At 63.7% G+C, this 17,682-nt stretch carries 16 protein-coding genes; 13 read left to right on the plus strand and 3 right to left on the minus strand.

The genetic code is table 11. The features are described from left to right. Positions 1-229 precede the first annotated feature (229 nt). A complete protein-coding gene (locus tag TSA1_RS36145) occupies positions 230-1,120 on the plus strand; it encodes a hypothetical protein (RefSeq protein ID WP_142249940.1) in 891 nt (296 codons plus the stop codon). An 11-nt stretch (positions 1,121-1,131) separates the two neighbouring features. Then, complete coding sequence (locus tag TSA1_RS36150) at positions 1,132-1,761, plus strand: DUF2272 domain-containing protein (protein WP_100180486.1); 630 nt, start codon at positions 1,132-1,134, stop codon at positions 1,759-1,761. Between the two features lie 42 nt (positions 1,762-1,803). Here TSA1_RS36150 and TSA1_RS36155 read toward each other — a convergent pair whose 3' ends face one another. The 3 genes from TSA1_RS36155 to TSA1_RS36165 form a co-directional block, all read right to left on the minus strand. Then, positions 1,804-3,015: an acyl-CoA dehydrogenase family protein gene (locus TSA1_RS36155; RefSeq protein ID WP_100180487.1), complete on the minus strand. Its 1,212-nt coding sequence runs from the start codon at positions 3,013-3,015 to the stop codon at positions 1,804-1,806. A gap of 27 nt (positions 3,016-3,042) precedes the next feature. Further along, positions 3,043-4,152 (minus strand): glycoside hydrolase family 172 protein, encoded by a 1,110-nt coding sequence (locus TSA1_RS36160; RefSeq protein WP_100180488.1) that lies wholly within the window; start codon positions 4,150-4,152, stop codon positions 3,043-3,045. 102 nt (positions 4,153-4,254) lie between these two features. Then, positions 4,255-5,880 (minus strand): long-chain fatty acid--CoA ligase, encoded by a 1,626-nt coding sequence (locus tag TSA1_RS36165; RefSeq protein ID WP_100180489.1) that lies wholly within the window; start codon positions 5,878-5,880, stop codon positions 4,255-4,257. Between the two features lie 173 nt (positions 5,881-6,053). Here TSA1_RS36165 and TSA1_RS36170 point away from each other — a divergent pair, with 173 nt between their 5' ends. The 11 genes from TSA1_RS36170 to TSA1_RS36220 all read left to right on the plus strand — a co-directional run bounded on the left by TSA1_RS36170 (position 6,054) and on the right by TSA1_RS36220 (position 17,584). Further along, positions 6,054-7,907 (plus strand): flavin-containing monooxygenase, encoded by a 1,854-nt coding sequence (locus TSA1_RS36170; RefSeq protein WP_100180490.1) that lies wholly within the window; start codon positions 6,054-6,056, stop codon positions 7,905-7,907. Then, positions 7,904-8,707, plus strand: a complete 804-nt coding sequence (locus tag TSA1_RS36175) for a shikimate dehydrogenase family protein (protein WP_100180491.1) — start codon at positions 7,904-7,906, stop codon at positions 8,705-8,707. Before TSA1_RS36170 ends, TSA1_RS36175 begins: the two co-directional genes overlap by 4 nt. A gap of 119 nt (positions 8,708-8,826) precedes the next feature. Beyond that, positions 8,827-9,642, plus strand: coding sequence for a lytic murein transglycosylase (locus TSA1_RS36180; protein WP_100181533.1), 816 nt, complete (start codon positions 8,827-8,829; stop codon positions 9,640-9,642). Positions 9,643-9,752: 110 nt separating this feature from the next. Next, positions 9,753-9,974 carry a hypothetical protein gene (locus tag TSA1_RS36185; RefSeq protein ID WP_018319783.1) on the plus strand — a complete coding sequence of 74 codons (222 nt, stop codon included), beginning with the start codon at positions 9,753-9,755 and terminating at the stop codon, positions 9,972-9,974. A gap of 12 nt (positions 9,975-9,986) precedes the next feature. Next, positions 9,987-10,409 carry a hypothetical protein gene (locus tag TSA1_RS36190; protein ID WP_100180492.1) on the plus strand — a complete coding sequence of 141 codons (423 nt, stop codon included), beginning with the start codon at positions 9,987-9,989 and terminating at the stop codon, positions 10,407-10,409. A gap of 392 nt (positions 10,410-10,801) precedes the next feature. After that, entirely contained in the window at positions 10,802-11,248 is a 447-nt protein-coding gene (locus TSA1_RS36195) for a MaoC family dehydratase (protein WP_100180493.1), read from the plus strand. Between the two features lie 89 nt (positions 11,249-11,337). Beyond that, on the plus strand, positions 11,338-11,835 hold the full coding sequence (locus TSA1_RS36200) for a hypothetical protein (protein WP_100181534.1): 498 nt from the start codon (positions 11,338-11,340) through the stop codon (positions 11,833-11,835). Between the two features lie 304 nt (positions 11,836-12,139). After that, positions 12,140-13,279: a LuxR C-terminal-related transcriptional regulator gene (locus TSA1_RS36205; protein ID WP_100180494.1), complete on the plus strand. Its 1,140-nt coding sequence runs from the start codon at positions 12,140-12,142 to the stop codon at positions 13,277-13,279. 235 nt (positions 13,280-13,514) lie between these two features. After that, positions 13,515-14,480 (plus strand): helix-turn-helix transcriptional regulator, encoded by a 966-nt coding sequence (locus TSA1_RS36210; RefSeq protein ID WP_174719372.1) that lies wholly within the window; start codon positions 13,515-13,517, stop codon positions 14,478-14,480. Positions 14,481-14,602: 122 nt separating this feature from the next. Beyond that, on the plus strand, positions 14,603-14,851 hold the full coding sequence (locus TSA1_RS36215) for a DUF6894 family protein (RefSeq protein ID WP_100180496.1): 249 nt from the start codon (positions 14,603-14,605) through the stop codon (positions 14,849-14,851). 315 nt (positions 14,852-15,166) lie between these two features. Further along, entirely contained in the window at positions 15,167-17,584 is a 2,418-nt protein-coding gene (locus TSA1_RS36220) for an autotransporter family protein (protein WP_161497301.1), read from the plus strand. Positions 17,585-17,682 lie beyond the last annotated feature (98 nt).

The raw sequence follows: 17,682 nt of genomic DNA on the forward strand, positions 1-17,682 counted from the left end.
TGACGCGGCCCCACCGCAATGGGCTCGGCCGTCGATCAGTGCCTGAACTAAGCGGTAGCGTGGCCTCCGCGAGACTGCGCTTCACCCGGAATACGGTTTCGCTGCTTCATTTCGCGATGCAACGCGGCTGCTTGCTGCGTTGCTTTGCAGTGTCACTTTGGTCTTGCGGCTCCTTTGATTGCGTTGTTAGTATTTAATCACTTACAAGTTGTTTTTTCAGGAGACATTTGTGGCTGTTCATTTTGATGTCGTGCGCGACGGCGCACACTTTTCCGCACGTCCGGACAATGGTGAACCCTTTGCGATCGGACAGAAGGTCAGATACCGCAACAAGAAGACCGGCGTTGAGCGATTTGGCCTCTCGAACGACGGCAACTATTTTGGCTCAGCCGAAGCCAAGAAGTGGCTTTACCTCGCGAAGGACTATCATGACGTCTACCCGTTCTGGTCCGATTTCATCGAGCCGACGGCCATCTGCGAGGGGCAGAGCTTTCTGTCTCTGAACACCTATGACCGGGCGCGGTTCACGTTCGGGTTCGGTCAGTTCGCTGCGCACGTGCCGGACGGGGATTTCATTCGCTGGTTCAGGGATATGCTGCAACGCCCCGAGGCGCTGGACTACTTCCCGAACCTCGAAGTGCTGAATGGGCGCATCGTCAAGGTCGAAGAGAACAAGACCCTTCCGATGGAAACGGCAAACTCGACCGAGGCATTGCAACTGTACCTCAATCCAACCTTGGACGAGGTTGAGGATTCAGAGGTGATCGGCGCCGCAAAGTTCATTCATTGGACGACGAGCGTGCCGGGGGCGCGGCTGTTGCAAGTCCAGCACATGGTGACGACGGCGCGCGCACTCGTCCGCGAAGCGGACAAGCGTCTCGGCCTCGATGGTATGACGGCCGATATCTGCTGCGTCGTCATGGACATTCGTCATCAGGGCCGGGCCGCCTTCGCGGACATGCAGAAGGCCCTGCTGGACGGCAAACCGTTCGACGCGTTGCTGGAGGTGGGAAGTGACAACGAGCCGGGGCGTTGCGCGAATTTGAAGACGGCGCTCGCTACGAGGCGCACAAACCTCAAGAAGAAGCGGTGGTCCCGCTCCATGGGCGAATTCGTCTGAGGAGCCGGATCATGACGATTGCGGAATCCCTGGTCGAGATCGCCCGGCGGGAGTGGACGCGTTGGGGCGGCCCCGCCGAGACAATCGACGGACGTCTGATCGGCTTCACGAGCGACCGAATGGAGGCGGATGCGCCATTCTGGACTTATGTCGGTGAATACTGGAAGGCCGTCGGCAGCCATCTGGACGGGAGAGATTCCCCGGCCTGGTCGGCTGCCTTCATTTCCTATTGCTTCCGCGAGGCGGGAGCCGCCAAGAAGTTTCCCTACAACGAGAATCATTCCCTCTATGCTGCGGACATCGACAGCGGTCGTTTCCCCGGCCTCTCGCTGCAGGATCCAGCCTCGACATCACTAGTGACCGGCGATCTCGTCTGGGCAAGCCGCAGCGGAGATGGCTGTCGGGCGCCGCCGCGGAGCTTTGCCGAAGCCAAGAGCGAATTGAAGCGGATTCGTGCAGGGAAAGCGGACAGCTTTTGCAGTCACTGCGACATCGTCGTCGCTGTGCGCACGGGTGAGGCCGACGTGATTGGTGGTAACGTCAAGAATGCTGCGACGCGGACGACCTATCGGCTGGACGTCCACGGGTGCATCAGAGACGGCCGCCGCAACTTTGTTGGGATCATCAAGAACTCGCTCTGATCCTGGTGCGGGCGAGCCGCACGGCTGCCTCGCCCGCACGGTTCAAGCGTTCGAATATTTCTTCAGCTCGAACCGCGCGATCTGGTTGCGGTGCACTTCATCCGGGCCGTCGGCGAGCCGCAGCAAGCGCGCGGTCGCATAGGCCTGGGTCAGGCCGAAATCGTTCGAGGTGCCGCCACCGCCATGGGCCTGGATCGCCCAGTCGATGATCTGGCAGGCCATGTTGGGCACGGCAACCTTGATCATCGCGATCTCGGCCTTCGCCACCTTGTTGCCGACCGTGTCCATGGCATAGGCGGCGTTGAGCGTCAGCAGCCGGGCCTGCTCGATCATGATGCGGGCTTCCGCGATGCGCTCCTGGGTCACGGTCTGCTCGGAGACCGGCTTGCCGAAGGCGACGCGGCTGCGCACCCGGCGGCACATCTTTTCCAGCGTGCGTTCGGCGAGGCCGATCAGCCGCATGCAGTGGTGGATACGGCCGGGGCCGAGGCGGCCCTGCGCGATCTCGAAGCCGCGGCCTTCGCCGAGCAGCATGTTCTCCTTCGGGACCCGCACATTGGTGAAGACGACCTCGGAGGCGCGATCAGGCACGCCGTAGAAGCCGAACACGGGCAGGGGACGTTTCACCTCGATGCCCGGCGTGTCCATCGGCACCAGGATCATCGATTGCTGCTTGTGGCGGTCCGGGTTGTCGGGATCGGTTTTGCCCATGAAGATGCAGATCTTGCAGCGCGGATCCGTCGCGTTGGTCGTGTACCATTTGCGCCCGTTGATGACGTAATGGTCGCCGTCGCGCACGATCGAGCTCTCGATGTTGGTCGCGTCGGACGAGGCGACCGCGGGCTCCGTCATTGCAAAGCACGACCGAATCTCGCCGGCGAGCAGCGGCTTCAGCCAGCGCTCCTTGTCCTTCTCGGTGCCATAGCGCTCCAGCACCTCCATGTTGCCGGTGTCGGGCGCCGAGCAGTTGAACACTTCGGGCGCCAGATGCGAGCGGCCCATGACTTCGCAGAGCGGGGCATATTCGAGGTTGGAGAGGCCGGCGCCGTGGCTGGACTCCGGCAGGAACAGATTCCACAGGCCTTCCGCGCGCGCCAGCGGCTTCAGCTCCTCGACGACCGGATAGACCTTCCACGGCCCGAGCTCCTCGGCCTCGCGATAGAAGCGCTCCTCGTTCGGATAGATGTGCCGATCCATGAAGCTCTCCAGCTTGCGCTTGAGCTCGACGACTTTGGGCGACATCGGGTAGAGCATCTCTGGTCTCCTTGAAGGATCGGCGGTTTAGCCGATTTCGAGATAATCGGGCCCCGGCAGAGCTGGAAACGGCGCGGTCGGCAGCGTCTGGTACCAGAACGCGACGGACGCGATGTCGTCCTGCAAGGGAAGGTACCTGGCCTCCTTCACGCCCTGCAGCCAGCCGAGCGCCTGGATCGTCACGCGCAGATCGCTCCGAAAGCGCACGGGATCCGGAATGTGCCAGCGGTAGAGCCCGAAGCGCTGCTGCGACTTGTAGACGCCGTCGGGGCGGATCACCTGCGGCAGGCCGGAGTAGGGTGTTGTGAATTCCTGGTAGCGCGATTGCCCCTGACCGCCATGCGCGACATGAGGATCGAAATTATAGGCGCCGCAGAAATAATCCTCGGTGCCGGTGCCGCAGATGGTGGGGAATTCGCCGTCGCCATCGATGAAGAACTTGATCTCGCCTTCGCCCCACCAGCCATTGTTGTTGACGCCCCAGGCCATGTAGGTGCCGACATAGTGGCCGGCGCCCTTGACGCCATCCAGGATGGTGTAGACGTCCTTGTAGGGCAGCGGGTTGGTGCGGCGGAACTGGGCATGGAAGTAGGCGCAGTCCTCGGGCACGTCGGTCAGTGCATAGTTGATCTGGTAGTAGACCGTGAGCTGCTCCTCGCTGCGGTTCTCCAGCGTGAAGCGCGCGCGCTTGCGAAACGGCATCTCCCAGTAGCAGTTGAAGGCGCGGCCGGGATTGACGCAGACCGCGAGCGAGGACACCTGCGCGAACTCTTCCCAGCCGCAGGCGAAGAAATCGCCGGCCGGGCATTCGACGCTGGGGTGTTCCTGGCCGTCCCAATAGATGCGCAGGATCGAATGGCGCAGCCGTCCGCGCGCCAGCGTCATCCAGATCTGCTGGATCGCGCCCTGTCCGGCGATGTCGGCGAGCGTGAAGGTCGCGCCAGGTTCGACGACGACGTAAGGAGAGACCTTCCAGCCCTGGCCGAGATCGCGGGCCTGGCGCGCCGCGGGGCCGTCGACGGACATGCCGCCCTTGCCCTTCTCGCCGGTGAAGTTCTCGGGGCTGATCGAGCGTGTCTGCGCATCCGACAGGCGCGACAGATTGCCGAGATGCAGACCCAATCCGGAAAACGCCATGGTGTCCTCGATCCAAGGTGAGCGAGGCCTCGCTATATCGCTCCTCGATCTACCAAAAGATGAAGACCGCACGCGGAATTGTCCGCACGCGATCGAACGCCGTCACGCGAGGCGATACTCCCTGAACTTGTCGCGCAGTGCCGACTTCAGCACCTTGCCGGTTCCGGTCATCGGGAATTCGTCGAGGAATTCGACGGCGTCCGGCATCCACCAGCTCGCAATCTTCGGGCGCATGTGCTCGAGCAGCGTCTTGCCGTCGACGGTCGCACCCTTCTTGCGGACGACGAGGAGCAGGGGGCGCTCCTGCCATTTCTCATGGTGAATGGCCACCACCGCGGCCTGAAGCACATCGGGATGCGACAGCGCGACGTCCTCGAGCTGGATCGATGAGATCCATTCACCGCCGGACTTGATCACGTCCTTGGAGCGGTCGGTCAGCGTGACGTGGCCTTGTGGGTCGATCACGGCCATGTCGCCGGTAATCAGCCAGCCGTCCCGGTCGAGGCCTTCGTCCAGCTTCATGTAGCCGGACGCGACCCAGGGGCCGCGGGCGCGCAAATGGCCGACGGTCTTGCCGTCGCGCGGCAGCTCATTGCCGGCATCGTCGACGATGCGCAGGGCCGTGCCGAAGCAGGCGCGGCCCGACACCTGGCGCCGGTCGAGTTTCTCCTTGTCGCTGAGATGCTCCGAGCCCGGCCGCAGGCCCGGCATCGAGCAGCCCAGCGCCTCGGTCATGCCCCAGGCCTGGATGTAATCGATGTTGTAGTCGCGCTTGAGCTTCTCGACCATCGCGCGCGGCGGCGCCGAGCCCGACGACAATGTTGCGCGCAGCGTTGAGAACTTGTTGCCGGTGCGGCCCAGCCAGTCGAGCAGGATCAGCCAGAAGCTCGGCACGCCCGCGGACAGCGTCACCTTCTCGCCCTCGAGCAGTTCATAGAGCTTGTCGGGCTCGTAATTGCGGCCGGGCAGCACCAGCTTGGAGCCGGTATAGGGCGCGGTGAACGGCATGTTCCAGCCGTTGCCGTGAAACAGTGGCGCCATCGGCATCATTACCTCGCGTACGCCTTCGACATGGCCCGGCAGGAAGTCGAAATTGCAGCAGGTCATGGTCTGCAGGATCGCGGCGCGGTGCGAGTAGATGACGCCCTTCGGATTGCCGGTCGTGCCCGAGGTGTAGCAGATGGTGGAGGCGGATTTTTCGTCGAACTCCGGCCAGGCGAAGCCGGCGTCGTTCTCTCGTCCCAGCAATTCCTCGTAGCAATGGACATTGGCGAGCTTGGTCTCCGGCATCCGCTCGCGCGAGGACATCACGACGTAGGCCTCGATCGTCTTCAGCTGCGGCGCGATCGCCTCGACGATCGGCAGCGTCGCGCGGTCGATGAACAGCAGGCGGTCCTCGGCGTGGTTGATGATGTAGACCAGCTGCTCGGGAAACAGCCGCGGGTTGACGGTGTGCAGCACGTAGCCCATGCCGGGCGCGGCGTAGAACATCTCGAAATGACGGTGGGTGTTCCAGGCCAGCGTGCCGACGCGGTCGCCTTGCTTCATGCCGAGCCGCTTCAGCGCCAGCGCCATGCGCTTGATGCGCGGATGCGCCTCGGCATAGGTGGTGCGATGAATGTCGCCCTCGATCTCGCGCGCGACGATCTCGGCTTCGCCGTGATAGTCCGCGGCGTACTGGATCAGGCCGCTGATCAGGAGCGGCATATCCATCATCAATCCCTGCATGGTTTCCTCCGGATTGCCATGTCGTTGCATGGCGCATGTGATTTGCGCGCGAGGTTAGCGGAACGTCGCGCGGCGTTCACGCAAAAAGCATGGGACGCGATTGCATGCGTCACTTTTTCGGGGCTAACTGATCCGAGCTGCCGGCGAAGCAGCGTTCGCCGTGGAGGAAATGGATGTCAGCGGAAAGACACAAGACCGGTGCAGCCGGCGAACCTACGGTGGACATTGCGGCTCTCCGTGCGCGTTATCGCGACGAGCGCGACCGCCGTTTGCGTGCCGAGGGCAAGGCTCAGTATGTCGAGGTCACAGGCGGCCTCAGTCGCTACCTCGACGACCCCTGGGCCGATCCCGGATTTGTGCGCGCCCCGTTCAGCGAAGAGACCGAAGTGCTCGTCGTCGGCGGCGGCTTCGGCGGTCTGTTATGTGGCGCGCGCTTGCGCGAGGCCGGCATCGACGATTTCCGCATCGTGGAAAAGGCTGCCGATTTCGGCGGCACCTGGTACTGGAATCGCTATCCCGGCGCCGCCTGCGATACCGAGAGCTACATCTATCTGCCGCTGCTGGAGGAGACCGGCTATATGCCGGTGCGCAAATACGCCCGGGCGCCTGAGATCTACGAACACTCCCGCCGCATCGGCCATCATTTCAAGCTCTACGAGCGCGCGCTGTTTCAGACCGTCATCTCGCGGATGGCATGGCAGGAGGACGAGGCGCGCTGGCTGGTCGAGACCGATCGGGGCGACCGGATCCGCGCACGCTTCGTCATTCTCGCCGGAGGTCCGCTGAGCCGGCCGAAGCTGCCGGGCATTCCCGGCATCGAAACCTTCAAGGGCCACAGCTTTCATACCAGCCGTTGGGATTACGGCTACACCGGCGGCAATGCGGATGGCGGCCTGACCGGACTTGCCGGCAAGCGCGTCGGCATCATCGGCACCGGCGCCACCGCCGTGCAGTGCGTGCCGCATCTCGGCCGCTCCGCGAAGGAGCTCTACGTCTTCCAGCGCACGCCCTCGGCGATCGGCGTGCGCGACGACCGCCCCACGGACCAGGCGTGGGCGCAAAGCCTCGAGCCCGGCTGGCAGCGCGAGCGCATGGACAATTTCACCGCCGTGATCTCAGGCGAGCCGTTCGAGAAGGATCTGGTGCAGGACGGCTGGACGGGCCTGCTCGGCGAAATCCTGCTGGCGCCGCGCCGCCAGGAACAGCCGGTCACCTCGATGGAGGAGGCGCTGAAGGTCATCGAGCAGGCCGACTATCGCAAGATGGAGGAGATCCGTGCCCGCGTCGATGCGGTCGTCAGAGACAAGGCGACCGCGGATGCGCTCAAGCCCTGGTACAAGGCGTTCTGCAAACGGCCGTGCTTTCACGACGAATATCTCGACACCTTCAATCGTCCGAACGTTCATCTCGTGGACACCAAAGGGCAGGGCGTCGAGCGCATCACGGAGAATGCCGTCGTGGTTGATGGCAAGGCCTACGAGCTCGACTGCCTGATCTACGCCAGCGGCTTCGAGGTCGGCACGGACTACGCCCGCCGCATGGGCTTCGAGGTTTACGGCCGCGACGGCATGAGCCTGTCCGAGCGCTGGCGGGGCGGAGTCAAGACCATGCACGGCTTCTACAGTCGCGGCTTTCCGAACTGCTTCCTGATCGTCACGGTGCAGGCCGGCCAGAGCGCCAACTTCCCGCACATCATCGACGAACAATCGCAGCACATCGCCTACGTCATCGATCAGGCGCGCAAGCGTAGCGCCCGGACGCTGGAGCCGACGCTTGCCGCCGAGAACGCCTGGGTCGACGAGGTCGTCAAGGCCGCGATCGGCCGCCAGACCTATCTCGCCGAATGCACGCCCGGCTACTACAACAACGAGGGCGTGTTCGATCCGGTCGCGGCCAGAAACAGCCAATATTGGCGCGGGCCAATGGCGTTCCTGCGGCTGCTCGACAAATGGCGGAAGGAAGGCAGTCTGGAAGGTCTCGAACTGACCGTGGGGGACGGCACCCCAGTTCCGGCTCGAACGGCATGATCCCGGCCCCAACAGGTGCGACGCGGCTTTACGTCATCGTTGGTGATCCCATCGCCCAGGTGCGCTCGCCCGCCGGCGTCAGTGCCGCCTTTGCCGCGCGGGGGCACGATGGCATTCTCATGCCCGTTCAGGTCGCGCCGGCGGATTTGCCCGATTTCCTGTCGGTCGCGACGCGGCTGAAGAATCTCGACGGCATCGTCGTGACCATTCCGCATAAGTTCGCCTGCTACCGGGCCTGCACGAGCGCGACCGATCGCGCCCATTTCCTGGGTGTCGTGAACCTGATGCGGCGGCGCGCCGATGGCTCGTGGCATGGCGACATGGTGGATGGTCTCGGCTTCGTCGGTGCGGCACGGGCGAAGGGGATCGCTCCCGCAGGCATGCAGGCGCTGCTTGTCGGCGCGGGCGGTGCGGGGTCGGCGATTGCACTCGAGCTGGTCGAGGCCGGCGTCAGCGAGCTTGCCATTCATGATGGCCTGGCCGAGCGCCGCGACGCGCTGATCTGTCGCCTCAACGGTCTCGGCAAGGCGGCCGTGCGGGCCGGCACCATGGATCCTTCCGGCTTCGATTTTGTCGCCAATGCGACGCCCGCGGGGATGAAAGAAGGCGATCCGCTGCCGGTCGATGTCGCGCGGCTCGCGCCGTCCGCCTATTGCGGCTGCGTCATTACCAGGCCAGAGGTCTCGCCCTTCATCGCGGCCGCCCGCAGCATCGGCTGTGTCACGGGCACCGGCACGGACATGTATCGGCAGCACCAGAGCATCATGGTGGATTTCCTGCTGGAAGCGGATGAGGCGTGACCGCTGGTGTCAAGGGCTTTGACTGGATTGATTGTAGCCGCCGGGACTTGAGCGATTGCAGTTGACGTAGGATCATGCGCTCGCGCGAGCCGGTCGCGCACCAGCAGAAGGAACGCGCAATGATCAACGGCAGGACAGTCGCAACGGCGGTGATTGGCGCGACCGCGCTGCTGCTCTCTCTGCCCATGGCCGAGGCCGCCACCTGCGGCAACGGGCCCGGCGGCTTCGAGGCCTGGAAGCGCGAGTTCAGTGCGGAGGCGCAGGGCAAGGGCATCGGCCAGACCGCGCTCTCGGCCCTCATGCAGACCAATTATGCCAGTGCTACCATCGCCGCCGATCGCGGCCAGCGCAGTTTTTCGCTGACGCTCGACCAGTTCCTCGCCAAGCGCGGTGCCACCACCATCGTCGCCAAGGGGCGGCAGCTCAAGCAGTCGCAAGGAGCCTTGTTCGCCTCGATCCAGCAGCGCTATGGCGTCCCGCCCGGACCCTTGATCGCGATCTGGGGCATGGAGACCGGCTTCGGCAGCCAGCGCGGCAATCAGAACATGCTGTCGTCGATCGCAACCCTTGCCTATGACTGCCGCCGTCCCGAATTCTTCACCGACCAGCTCTACGCCGCCCTGAAGCTGATCGATCGCGGCACGCTGTCGGGGGCGACGCGCGGCTCCATGCACGGGGAGGTCGGCCAGACCCAGTTCATGCCCAAGAACATCCTGGCCTATGGCACCGGCAATCTCGAAGTCGCCGCCAATGCGCTGAACTCGACGGCGAATTTCCTCAAGGCCCATGGCTGGCGCGCGGGAGCCGGATACCAGCCGGGCGAGCCGAATTTCGCCGCCATCGAGGCCTGGAATGCCGCGGGCGTCTATCAGAAGGCAATCGCGCTGATGGGCCGGCAGATCGATGAGGGCGGAGGGGCGGCCGTCTCGCGCTGATCAGTTCAGCAAGGCGTGATGCGCCAGCGCGAGAAAGTTGTTGCCATTGGGAACCGACGGCACGAGGTTTGCTTTGATCAGATTCAGGGCTGGGCATGAGGAGACTCAACATGGCAACCCAGATCGTGATGGACCAGACTGGCGATACGCGCCACGAGTTTGATCCTGGCAATGCCGAGGCGCTGGCGCGAGCCGAACGGCGCTTTCGGGAGCTGACCGGCGCGGGCTTCACCGCCGCCCTTCGAAACGGACCCGGCGAGGTCACCCGCATCAGATCGTTCGACCCGACCGCGCAGGAAACGCTGTTCTACCCGCGCCTGGTCGGCGGCTGATCTGAGCTGCTCATGATCGCGGCAGTTTGGCTCCGCGCGCCGGCGCGTGCGCGTCTGCATGCGCTGCGTGAACTCTATCGGCGGTTCTTCGGCGAGAACACGCCTGATGCCCGTGGCCGCCGGCTTCTGGCCGAATGGCTATCGCCGGCGCAGCGCGCCCAATTCGAGCAATACCGCTATTTCGACGTCGTCGGGTGTGACACCGGCAAGACCTACCGCATCCACTACGGTACGGCCGCCAATGTCCACGAGATCGACGAGGCCGGCATTGCGACGATGGGGTGGTGCTTCGTCCCGTCGGGTTTTCTGGTTCCGGGCGACGTGATGCTGGCGCAGAAGATCGCGCTCGAGACGGACGAGAAGGGGGCGTTGGCGCTTGCCAACCGGTTTCCACCGGCAACGCATTCGGAGCATTTCTACCGGCGGCCGTTCTAGCTGCCCCCAGCGACGATACCCTCAGTAGTGCGTGGTGCGGTAGGCATCCAGCGCATGCGCCGCGAAAACGCCGACGCTGCAGAGGGCGAGCAGGGCGGAGATCAGCTCGATCATAGCTCGTCCTCCTGTGGCGGTTGGGCGACGAGGTTTTGACAGCAGGAATATTCGTAGATCAGGTCGAGGAGGAATTGCATGGTAGCCGTCCCTGTATCTATTTTGACAACCACTTAGACGACCATCTGTTTCAGGCGTGTTTCGTCGCATCAGGAAAGGGGTTTCGCATGGAACCCCGGGCTGGCTTGTGCGCTGCAGAGCCGCTACATCCCGCTTTTGGTTAACGTCTTCGGCCGTGCCGTCCGGCGAGGCGATCCATCACATTGCGAGGCAAAATCATGGCGCAGGTCGAGTGGTTCGACGATCTCAGCATCGGAATGCGGTTCAAATCGCCCGAAATGGTGGTGACCGAAGCCGACATCAAGCGCTTCGCAGCCGAGTTCGATCCGCAGCCGATGCACCTCGACCATGAGGCGGCCAAGGCGACCTTGTTCAAGGGGCTCGCAGCCTCGGGATGGCACACCGCCGCGATCGCCATGAACCTTGCGATCCAGACCCGCCCCTTCGGACCGCATCCGCTGATCGGTGCGGGCGTCGACGGGCTGCGCTGGATGATGCCGGTGCGGCCCAATGACCGCCTGCATCTGGTCGGGGAGGTCATGAGCCTGACGCCCTCCAAGTCGAAGCCGCAGGGCATCGCGCTGGTGAAGTGGACCATGGTCAACCAGGACGGCGAGGAGGTCTACACCTTCACCCCGATCGCGATCGTGCCGCGACGAGGTTAGGGGCGTCGTTCGCCTGGCCGGGTCCGAGGCCCTTGCGGCTGTCCCGAAGAGGTGGTCATCTCGGTGCGGGGAACGTGCTGGAGGCCGACATGAAGCGATTCCTTCTCGCCGTTTGGCTGGCTGCGGGTGCCATGGGCACCGGGCCGGCGCTTGCGCAACAATCCAAGGTCGGCGACTGGACCATCGAAAAGCGGACGCAGGATACCCATTGCAATGCGAGCCGCGGCTACAAGGACAAGGACGACGAGAACCGCGACTACGTCATCGTCATCACCTATTCCGAGAAGGCGATCGTCATCGTGATGATCTACGACGGCTGGGAATGGGAGAAGGTCGGCGAGATCCTCCGGGCCGATGTCGGCACCGATGATGCGGACATCATGAAGAAGGCGAAGTGGGAGGTCATGGACAAGACCACCGTGCGCGGGATCTTCGAGTACGACCAGTCGTTGATGGACCGCCTGTCGAAGGCAAAGCGCCTCACGCTCGATTTCGAGGACGATGACGACGATAGTATCGAGATGCAGATCCCGCGCGCCGGCGAAGCGCTGGCGGCGTTGAAGTTCTGCGAAGAGAACCGGAAATAAGTTGCCGACGCCGCCCGTGAAGGCGACAATACGGCGGCCATGAAGTCGATCGCAGCGAGCGGGCGCGTGACTCTTCGCACACAGTCGGCGCGCTGTTCGCATTTATCCTAGTCTTTGGCGAAACCGTCCAAGCCGCCTCCCGCGGTTGACGTTACGCAAGGACGATGTTCGATATTCCAGCATCTGGCTGCAACGTTTTTTCATTGTCGAAGGCGGCGATTGACCGGCCCGCCTTCTCCGCCGGTTCCCCGACTGCGGGCCCTTCGTCTCGCGCGAGCCACACGCAGATGGCGTCGTCCGCCCGATGACGACCCAGCAGGCAGATCGGTTCTCGTCCCTCATCGGCGAGATCTACGATGCGGCGATCGACCCCGCGTTGCGCAGCGGCGCGCTGGAGCAGGTTGCGCATTTCGTCGGCGGTTGTGCCGCGATGATCGTCTCCAGGGATTCGGCGCGGCTCTCGATCGAGATTCATCAGCATTTCGGAGCCGATGCCCGCTTCCGTCAGCTCTATCGCGACCGCTATGTGGAATTCGATCCGCTGCTCGATCGTCATCTCAATCTCGCGCCCGAGCAGACGATCGGCGTGACCGACATCATGCCTCATGCGGATTTTCTGGAGACGACCTTCTATCGCGAATGGGTGGAACCGCAGGGGGCGATAGACCTCGCGACCGTCGCGCTGGAGAAGACAGCCGCCCGCACCACGGTCCTGCAGGTGCTGCGCCATCGCTCCCGTGGAACCGTCGACGACGCGATGCGGGAGCGCATGCGGCTGCTGGCTCCGCACATCCAGCGATCGCAGATCATGGGCCGGCAGATTCGGGCTCGTTCCCATACGGTAGACGATCTCGCCGACGTTCTCGATGGATTGAACACGGCGATCTGCCTGCTCGACGCAGACGGCCGGGTCGTCCATGCCAACGCGGCGTGCCGCCAGCTGTTCGCCGATGCCAATCTGCTCGCGATGGTCGGCGACCGGATCGTGGCCCGCAACACCCAGACCGACAAAATATTCCGCAGCCTGTGCGAAATCGATGGAGGCGCACGACGTCAGATCGAGCTTGCGACGGCGGCTGATGGACAGCATTATCTGCTTCATGCCTTTCCGCTGAAGCGGGATCGCAGTCTGCCACGGGATATCGCAGCCACGATGCTCTTCGTTCAAAGAGCTTCCATGCTGCCGTTGCTCGCAGCCGACGCGATCGCAACGGCCTTCAGGCTGACGCCGTCCGAATTGCGCGTGCTGATGGCGATCATCGAGATCGGGGGAGTTCCCGATATCGCAGCAAAGCTAGGCATCGCCGAAACCACCGTGAAAACGCATCTCGGTCGCTTGTTCGAGAAGACGGGCGCCGGCAGGCAGGCCGATCTGGTGAAGATCGCCGCCGGCTTTGCCGTGCCCTTCGCGCGGCGGACGAGCGGTGATGACAGGGCCACGTAGTACGTCTTGTCCTGCCTCGCTGTTACGCACTGCGCTCTCAATCCATTGTGATGTCTCCGACTCCTAGGTCCTCCGAACGCAGGACGCGAGCCATTTGAGACTTTCGTATATCGCGTTCCGGAAATAATGAGCAGCGTACGCCGCACGAACATGCCGCGACGGCATCGAACGCGTATGAGGAAACGACAACGTATGGCCGGCCTGCTCGTCGGTTGGAGAGATTGCAGTGAGCAGCATGGTTGATTTTTCCGTTCTCAATGTTTCAACGAACGAAATTCCAGAAGGCGAGCGCATCCCGATGCTTCGCGATTTCTATCGTCGCGGGGTGCTGAAGGCGGAAGTCGAGGCAAGGGAAGGAAAGCCGGCTGCGGCGAGCTTCACGTCTCACGTCCTGCCGGAGGCCCAGCTGTTGATCGGAGGGTTGTGCGGAGCGCGGGTCATTCGCACCAAGCAGCTGGTGGCCGATGGCGATGACAGTCTCGCCCTGATCGTGAACAGGTCCGGCGTTCTCGGGATATCCGAGCGGGGACACGATCTGAGGCTCCATGCAGGCGAGGCGGTGCTGACGAGCGCGGAGGACGTCACGACGTTCGAGCGATTGCTGCTGGGCAGCTGCTTCTCGCTACGCGTACCGAGACGGGTGCTGGCGCCGATGATCGTGGACGTCGATGATGCCGTGATGCGCGTCATGCCGGAAAGTTCCACCGGGCTCAGGCTGCTGGTCGACTACGCGGTGACGCTGGTGCGGGAGAAGGCGTTTGCGACGCCTGAGCTCCGGCAGCTCGGGGTCGGGCATCTGCACGATCTGCTGGCGCTCGTCCTTGGTGCGACCGGCGAGGTGCGGGAGTTGGCCGGACGGCGCGGCGTCAAGGCGGCCCGGCTCCAGAAAGCGAAAGTCTCGATTGCCAACAATTGCTGGCGGCAGGATCTGTCGGTGGCCTCGGTTGCCCAGGAGCTCGGCGTGACGCCGCGATATCTCCAGCGCCTGTTCGAGGCCGACGGAAAGACCTTCTCGTCCTTCCTGATCGAGCAGCGCGTCAAGCGCGCGCATCGCATGCTGAGGGAGCCCGGATACGCCGAACGAACGGTGAGCTCGATCGCCTACGACGTCGGCTTCGGCGATCTCTCGTATTTCAATCGTTGCTTCCGGCGAACCTATAACGCGACGCCGAGCGACATCAGGAGCGGCGAGGTGGCGTGACCACGCGCGACTGAATTCCAGCCATCTGCCGATTTCGATCAGCAGACGGGGATCCGACGTGATCCCTGATTGCGAAACCATGACCCAAGCATTGCGTGCGGCATCCGTAGCCGGAGTATTGAATGCGTCGTTTCTTTTTCGACCTCCTGGTCGGCAATATCGTGAAGATCGATCCCGGCGGCATGGTGTTCGAGCAGACCAGCGCGACCTTCGTCGTTGCCGACGAGATGGCAAGGCATCTGTTCGTCTGGCGCGACGATCTGCGTGATCGCGACGCCTTTATCCGCGTCAGGGACGCTGGCGGGAACGAGATCTACCGCGCGCCGGTCTGGGCGGAGAATTCAGAGAAGGTCGGCTGGGACCAGGCGTAGCTCCTTTGGGGAAGGTGTCGCAACTGCGCACCAGTGCTGCACGAAGCCGCTTCGGTTCGTTGTGAGACAAAATCCGGTCGCATCAGTCCAAGTCGGCGGCGGTGCTCGTCTGTAGCCTGACGCTCTGCGAATCCAAATTCGCGCGAACCGCCCTTCTTCGATTGGAGGAGGTGGACGAGGCATAGCTTTGACGAGGGACTGGGAATGATCGGGTTGGGCGTGGACGGCGTGGCCCATTGGCGTTCGTTGTGGCGATCGCTATGGCTCTTGGTGCCAGCCGCGGTGGTCGTCCCGGTGTTGACGAGCGAACCCGCCATGGCCGCCTGTACCCCGACGGCGCCAGTCAGCAATGCGACGGTGGTGTGTGCCAGTGACACGGACACCCAGCAGGGCAGCGGTATCGGCTACGGTACGAGCGACGATGACAATAACTCCTATGACATCCGCGCGGGTGTGACCGTCCGCGGAGACGACTTTGGCTTCAAGGTCGGCTTCAACAGCGTTTTCACCAATGCAGGCACGATTAGCGGAACGAATGCGGCGGGTATTACCGGCGGCGACATGACGATCACCAACCTGGAAGGCGCGACGATTACGGGCTTCAACGCCATTACGCCGACGTCGATCGTTCTCAGCAATGCCGGCACGGTCAGAGGCGAGGACAGGGCAATCGACACCAGCGGCAATGCAACCATCACCAACCTCGGGACAGGCCTGATCACGCAGACCCGAATAACGGGCGCCGCGATTTTCTCCGACCGTCTGGCGACGGTGAACAATTCCGGCACGATTGCCGGCCAGGAGGCCGGGATAAGGGCCAGAGATATCAATCTGACGAACCTCGCCGGTGGTGCCGTGACCGCCCACGACAATGCGGTGTTCGCCGGTACGTCTGCCGTCATCGACAATGCCGGGACGATCAGCGCCGACGGCAGTACGGGCGTGGCCATCATTGCGGACACCGGAGATGCAACCGTCCGCAACAGTGGTACGATCGGCGGGACCCAGTCCAGCATCAATGCCAGGAACGGTGCGGCGAACGTCCTGAATAGCGGCACGATCACCAGCGGCTCGACCGTCATCTTCGCCACGACGGTCAACGTGACCAATACCGGACAGATCGTAACGACGCTCGGCTTCGGCATGAGCGGCATCACGGTGAACCTCGACAATTCCGGAGCCGTCACAGCGGATCGCGGCATCAACGCGATCTTCGGCAACGTCAACAATTCCGGGTCGATCGTTGGCCGGAGTGCCGCCGTCAACGCCAACATCGCCAATGTGACGAATACAGGTCTGCTTCAGGGCTCGACCATCAATGGCACCGGCATCTTGACGACCCGGGCGACTGTCAACAATTCCGGAACGATTATCGGCAGGATCGGCATCGAGTCGAGCGATGGATCAAACATCACGAACTCCGGCACGATCACCGGGGCCGGCGGGGTCGCGATCAAGCTTTCCACCAGGGCGGACACGCTGACGCTGCTGCCGGGCTCGAAGATCAATGGCGTGGTCGATTTCGGCTTCGGCAATGACGTCGTCAACGTCAATTTCGTTCCGCTGAGCAGCCGGGTGTCGTCGCTGACGAGCATTCAGCTTCCGACCTTCGTCAACTTCAATGGCATCATCAACACCAACGTCGGAGGCGGGGGCTTCGCTGGCCCGAAGGTCTTTGCCGGCGCCACGCTGGCAACCCTCGACCCCACCGCGCTGGCGCAGACCGACCGTACGTTGATGGATTTCACCGGCGGCGTCTCCTCGCTGGTGCAGGGCCGCCTGAGCGGCGGCGCAGGCCCCGCCGGCAGCAACATGATGGCGATGGCCTACGCGCCTGAGACGGCACAGGCTGGTCCCTTCACCAAGGCACCGCGCAGCGTCTGGACCGATCCGGCGCCGATCACGGTCTGGGCCAACAGCTTTGGCGGCCAGCGCATCCAGGACGAGACGACCTCCACGCTGCGCGCGACCTCGACGGCCTGGGGCGGGGCGATCGGCATCGACCGCAAGGTGCGGCACGACTGGCTGGTCGGCGCCTTCCTCGGCGGCGGGCAGGGCGGCCTCTCGGTCGACCTCAATTCACAGTCGGTCGATACCAATTACGTCTTCGCCGGCGCCTACAGCCGGTTCGAATGGGCCTCGCAGTTCTTCGACTTCACGATCCAGGGCGGCAATTCCGACAACAGGTCGCGCCGCCTGGTGCTGAACAATGCCGCGGCCGGTGGCATGGAGACCGCGACCGCAAGCTACAGCGGCTGGTACCTCAGCCCGGAAGTGGCCTATGGCTACAGGCTCAACATCGGCAATGGCTATGTGCTGACGCCGACGGCGCGGCTGCGCTATGTCGCCGGCCGCTTCGACGGCTACAGCGAGAGCGGCTCGGCGCAGGGACTGTCGGTCGGCGGCCGCACGCTGCAGGATTTCGAGGAGCGCGGCGAGGTCGACCTGTCTCGCGTCACGAGGCTCGCCAGCGGTGATCTGAAGGCCAACATCCATGGCGGCGTGATCGCGCTCCAGCGCGCCGGCGATACCACCATCAACACGGTGCTGCTTGGCCAGAACCTGTCGTTCGTGACGCCCGGCAGCCGCAGCACCGTCGGTGCCGTCGCCGGCCTCGGCTTCGACTATCGCACCGGGCCCAACGTGTCCGTGTTCGGTGCGGTCGAGGGCGTGATGATGTCCGACCAGAGCCGCACCGGCTCTGCCAAGGGCGGGGTCCGCGTCGCGTTCTGAGCCGGCATCAGCCCTGGCGGCTCGAACACGGCGCGCGCCGGCCGGGTCCATCCGCCCGGCCGGCGCCTCCTCCGATCGGAGGATGTCGCATGCTGCGG

The sequence above is a fragment of the Bradyrhizobium nitroreducens genome (genome assembly GCF_002776695.1).
GTDB classification, from domain to species: Bacteria; Pseudomonadota; Alphaproteobacteria; order Rhizobiales; family Xanthobacteraceae; genus Bradyrhizobium; species Bradyrhizobium nitroreducens.

Coding starts and splice junctions, on each gene's coding strand:
- TSA1_RS36150 (WP_100180486.1), top strand. CDS start 1,132: ATGACGATTGCGGAATCCCTGGTCGAGATCGCCCGGCGGGAGTGGACG.
- TSA1_RS36155 (WP_100180487.1), bottom strand. CDS start 3,015: ATGCTCTACCCGATGTCGCCCAAAGTCGTCGAGCTCAAGCGCAAGCTG.
- TSA1_RS36160 (WP_100180488.1), bottom strand. CDS start 4,152: ATGGCGTTTTCCGGATTGGGTCTGCATCTCGGCAATCTGTCGCGCCTG.
- TSA1_RS36165 (WP_100180489.1), bottom strand. CDS start 5,880: ATGCAGGGATTGATGATGGATATGCCGCTCCTGATCAGCGGCCTGATC.
- TSA1_RS36170 (WP_100180490.1), top strand. CDS start 6,054: ATGTCAGCGGAAAGACACAAGACCGGTGCAGCCGGCGAACCTACGGTG.
- TSA1_RS36175 (WP_100180491.1), top strand. CDS start 7,904: ATGATCCCGGCCCCAACAGGTGCGACGCGGCTTTACGTCATCGTTGGT.
- TSA1_RS36180 (WP_100181533.1), top strand. CDS start 8,827: ATGATCAACGGCAGGACAGTCGCAACGGCGGTGATTGGCGCGACCGCG.
- TSA1_RS36185 (WP_018319783.1), top strand. CDS start 9,753: ATGGCAACCCAGATCGTGATGGACCAGACTGGCGATACGCGCCACGAG.
- TSA1_RS36190 (WP_100180492.1), top strand. CDS start 9,987: ATGATCGCGGCAGTTTGGCTCCGCGCGCCGGCGCGTGCGCGTCTGCAT.
- TSA1_RS36195 (WP_100180493.1), top strand. CDS start 10,802: ATGGCGCAGGTCGAGTGGTTCGACGATCTCAGCATCGGAATGCGGTTC.
- TSA1_RS36200 (WP_100181534.1), top strand. CDS start 11,338: ATGAAGCGATTCCTTCTCGCCGTTTGGCTGGCTGCGGGTGCCATGGGC.
- TSA1_RS36205 (WP_100180494.1), top strand. CDS start 12,140: ATGACGACCCAGCAGGCAGATCGGTTCTCGTCCCTCATCGGCGAGATC.
- TSA1_RS36210 (WP_174719372.1), top strand. CDS start 13,515: ATGGTTGATTTTTCCGTTCTCAATGTTTCAACGAACGAAATTCCAGAA.
- TSA1_RS36215 (WP_100180496.1), top strand. CDS start 14,603: ATGCGTCGTTTCTTTTTCGACCTCCTGGTCGGCAATATCGTGAAGATC.
- TSA1_RS36220 (WP_161497301.1), top strand. CDS start 15,167: ATGGCCGCCTGTACCCCGACGGCGCCAGTCAGCAATGCGACGGTGGTG.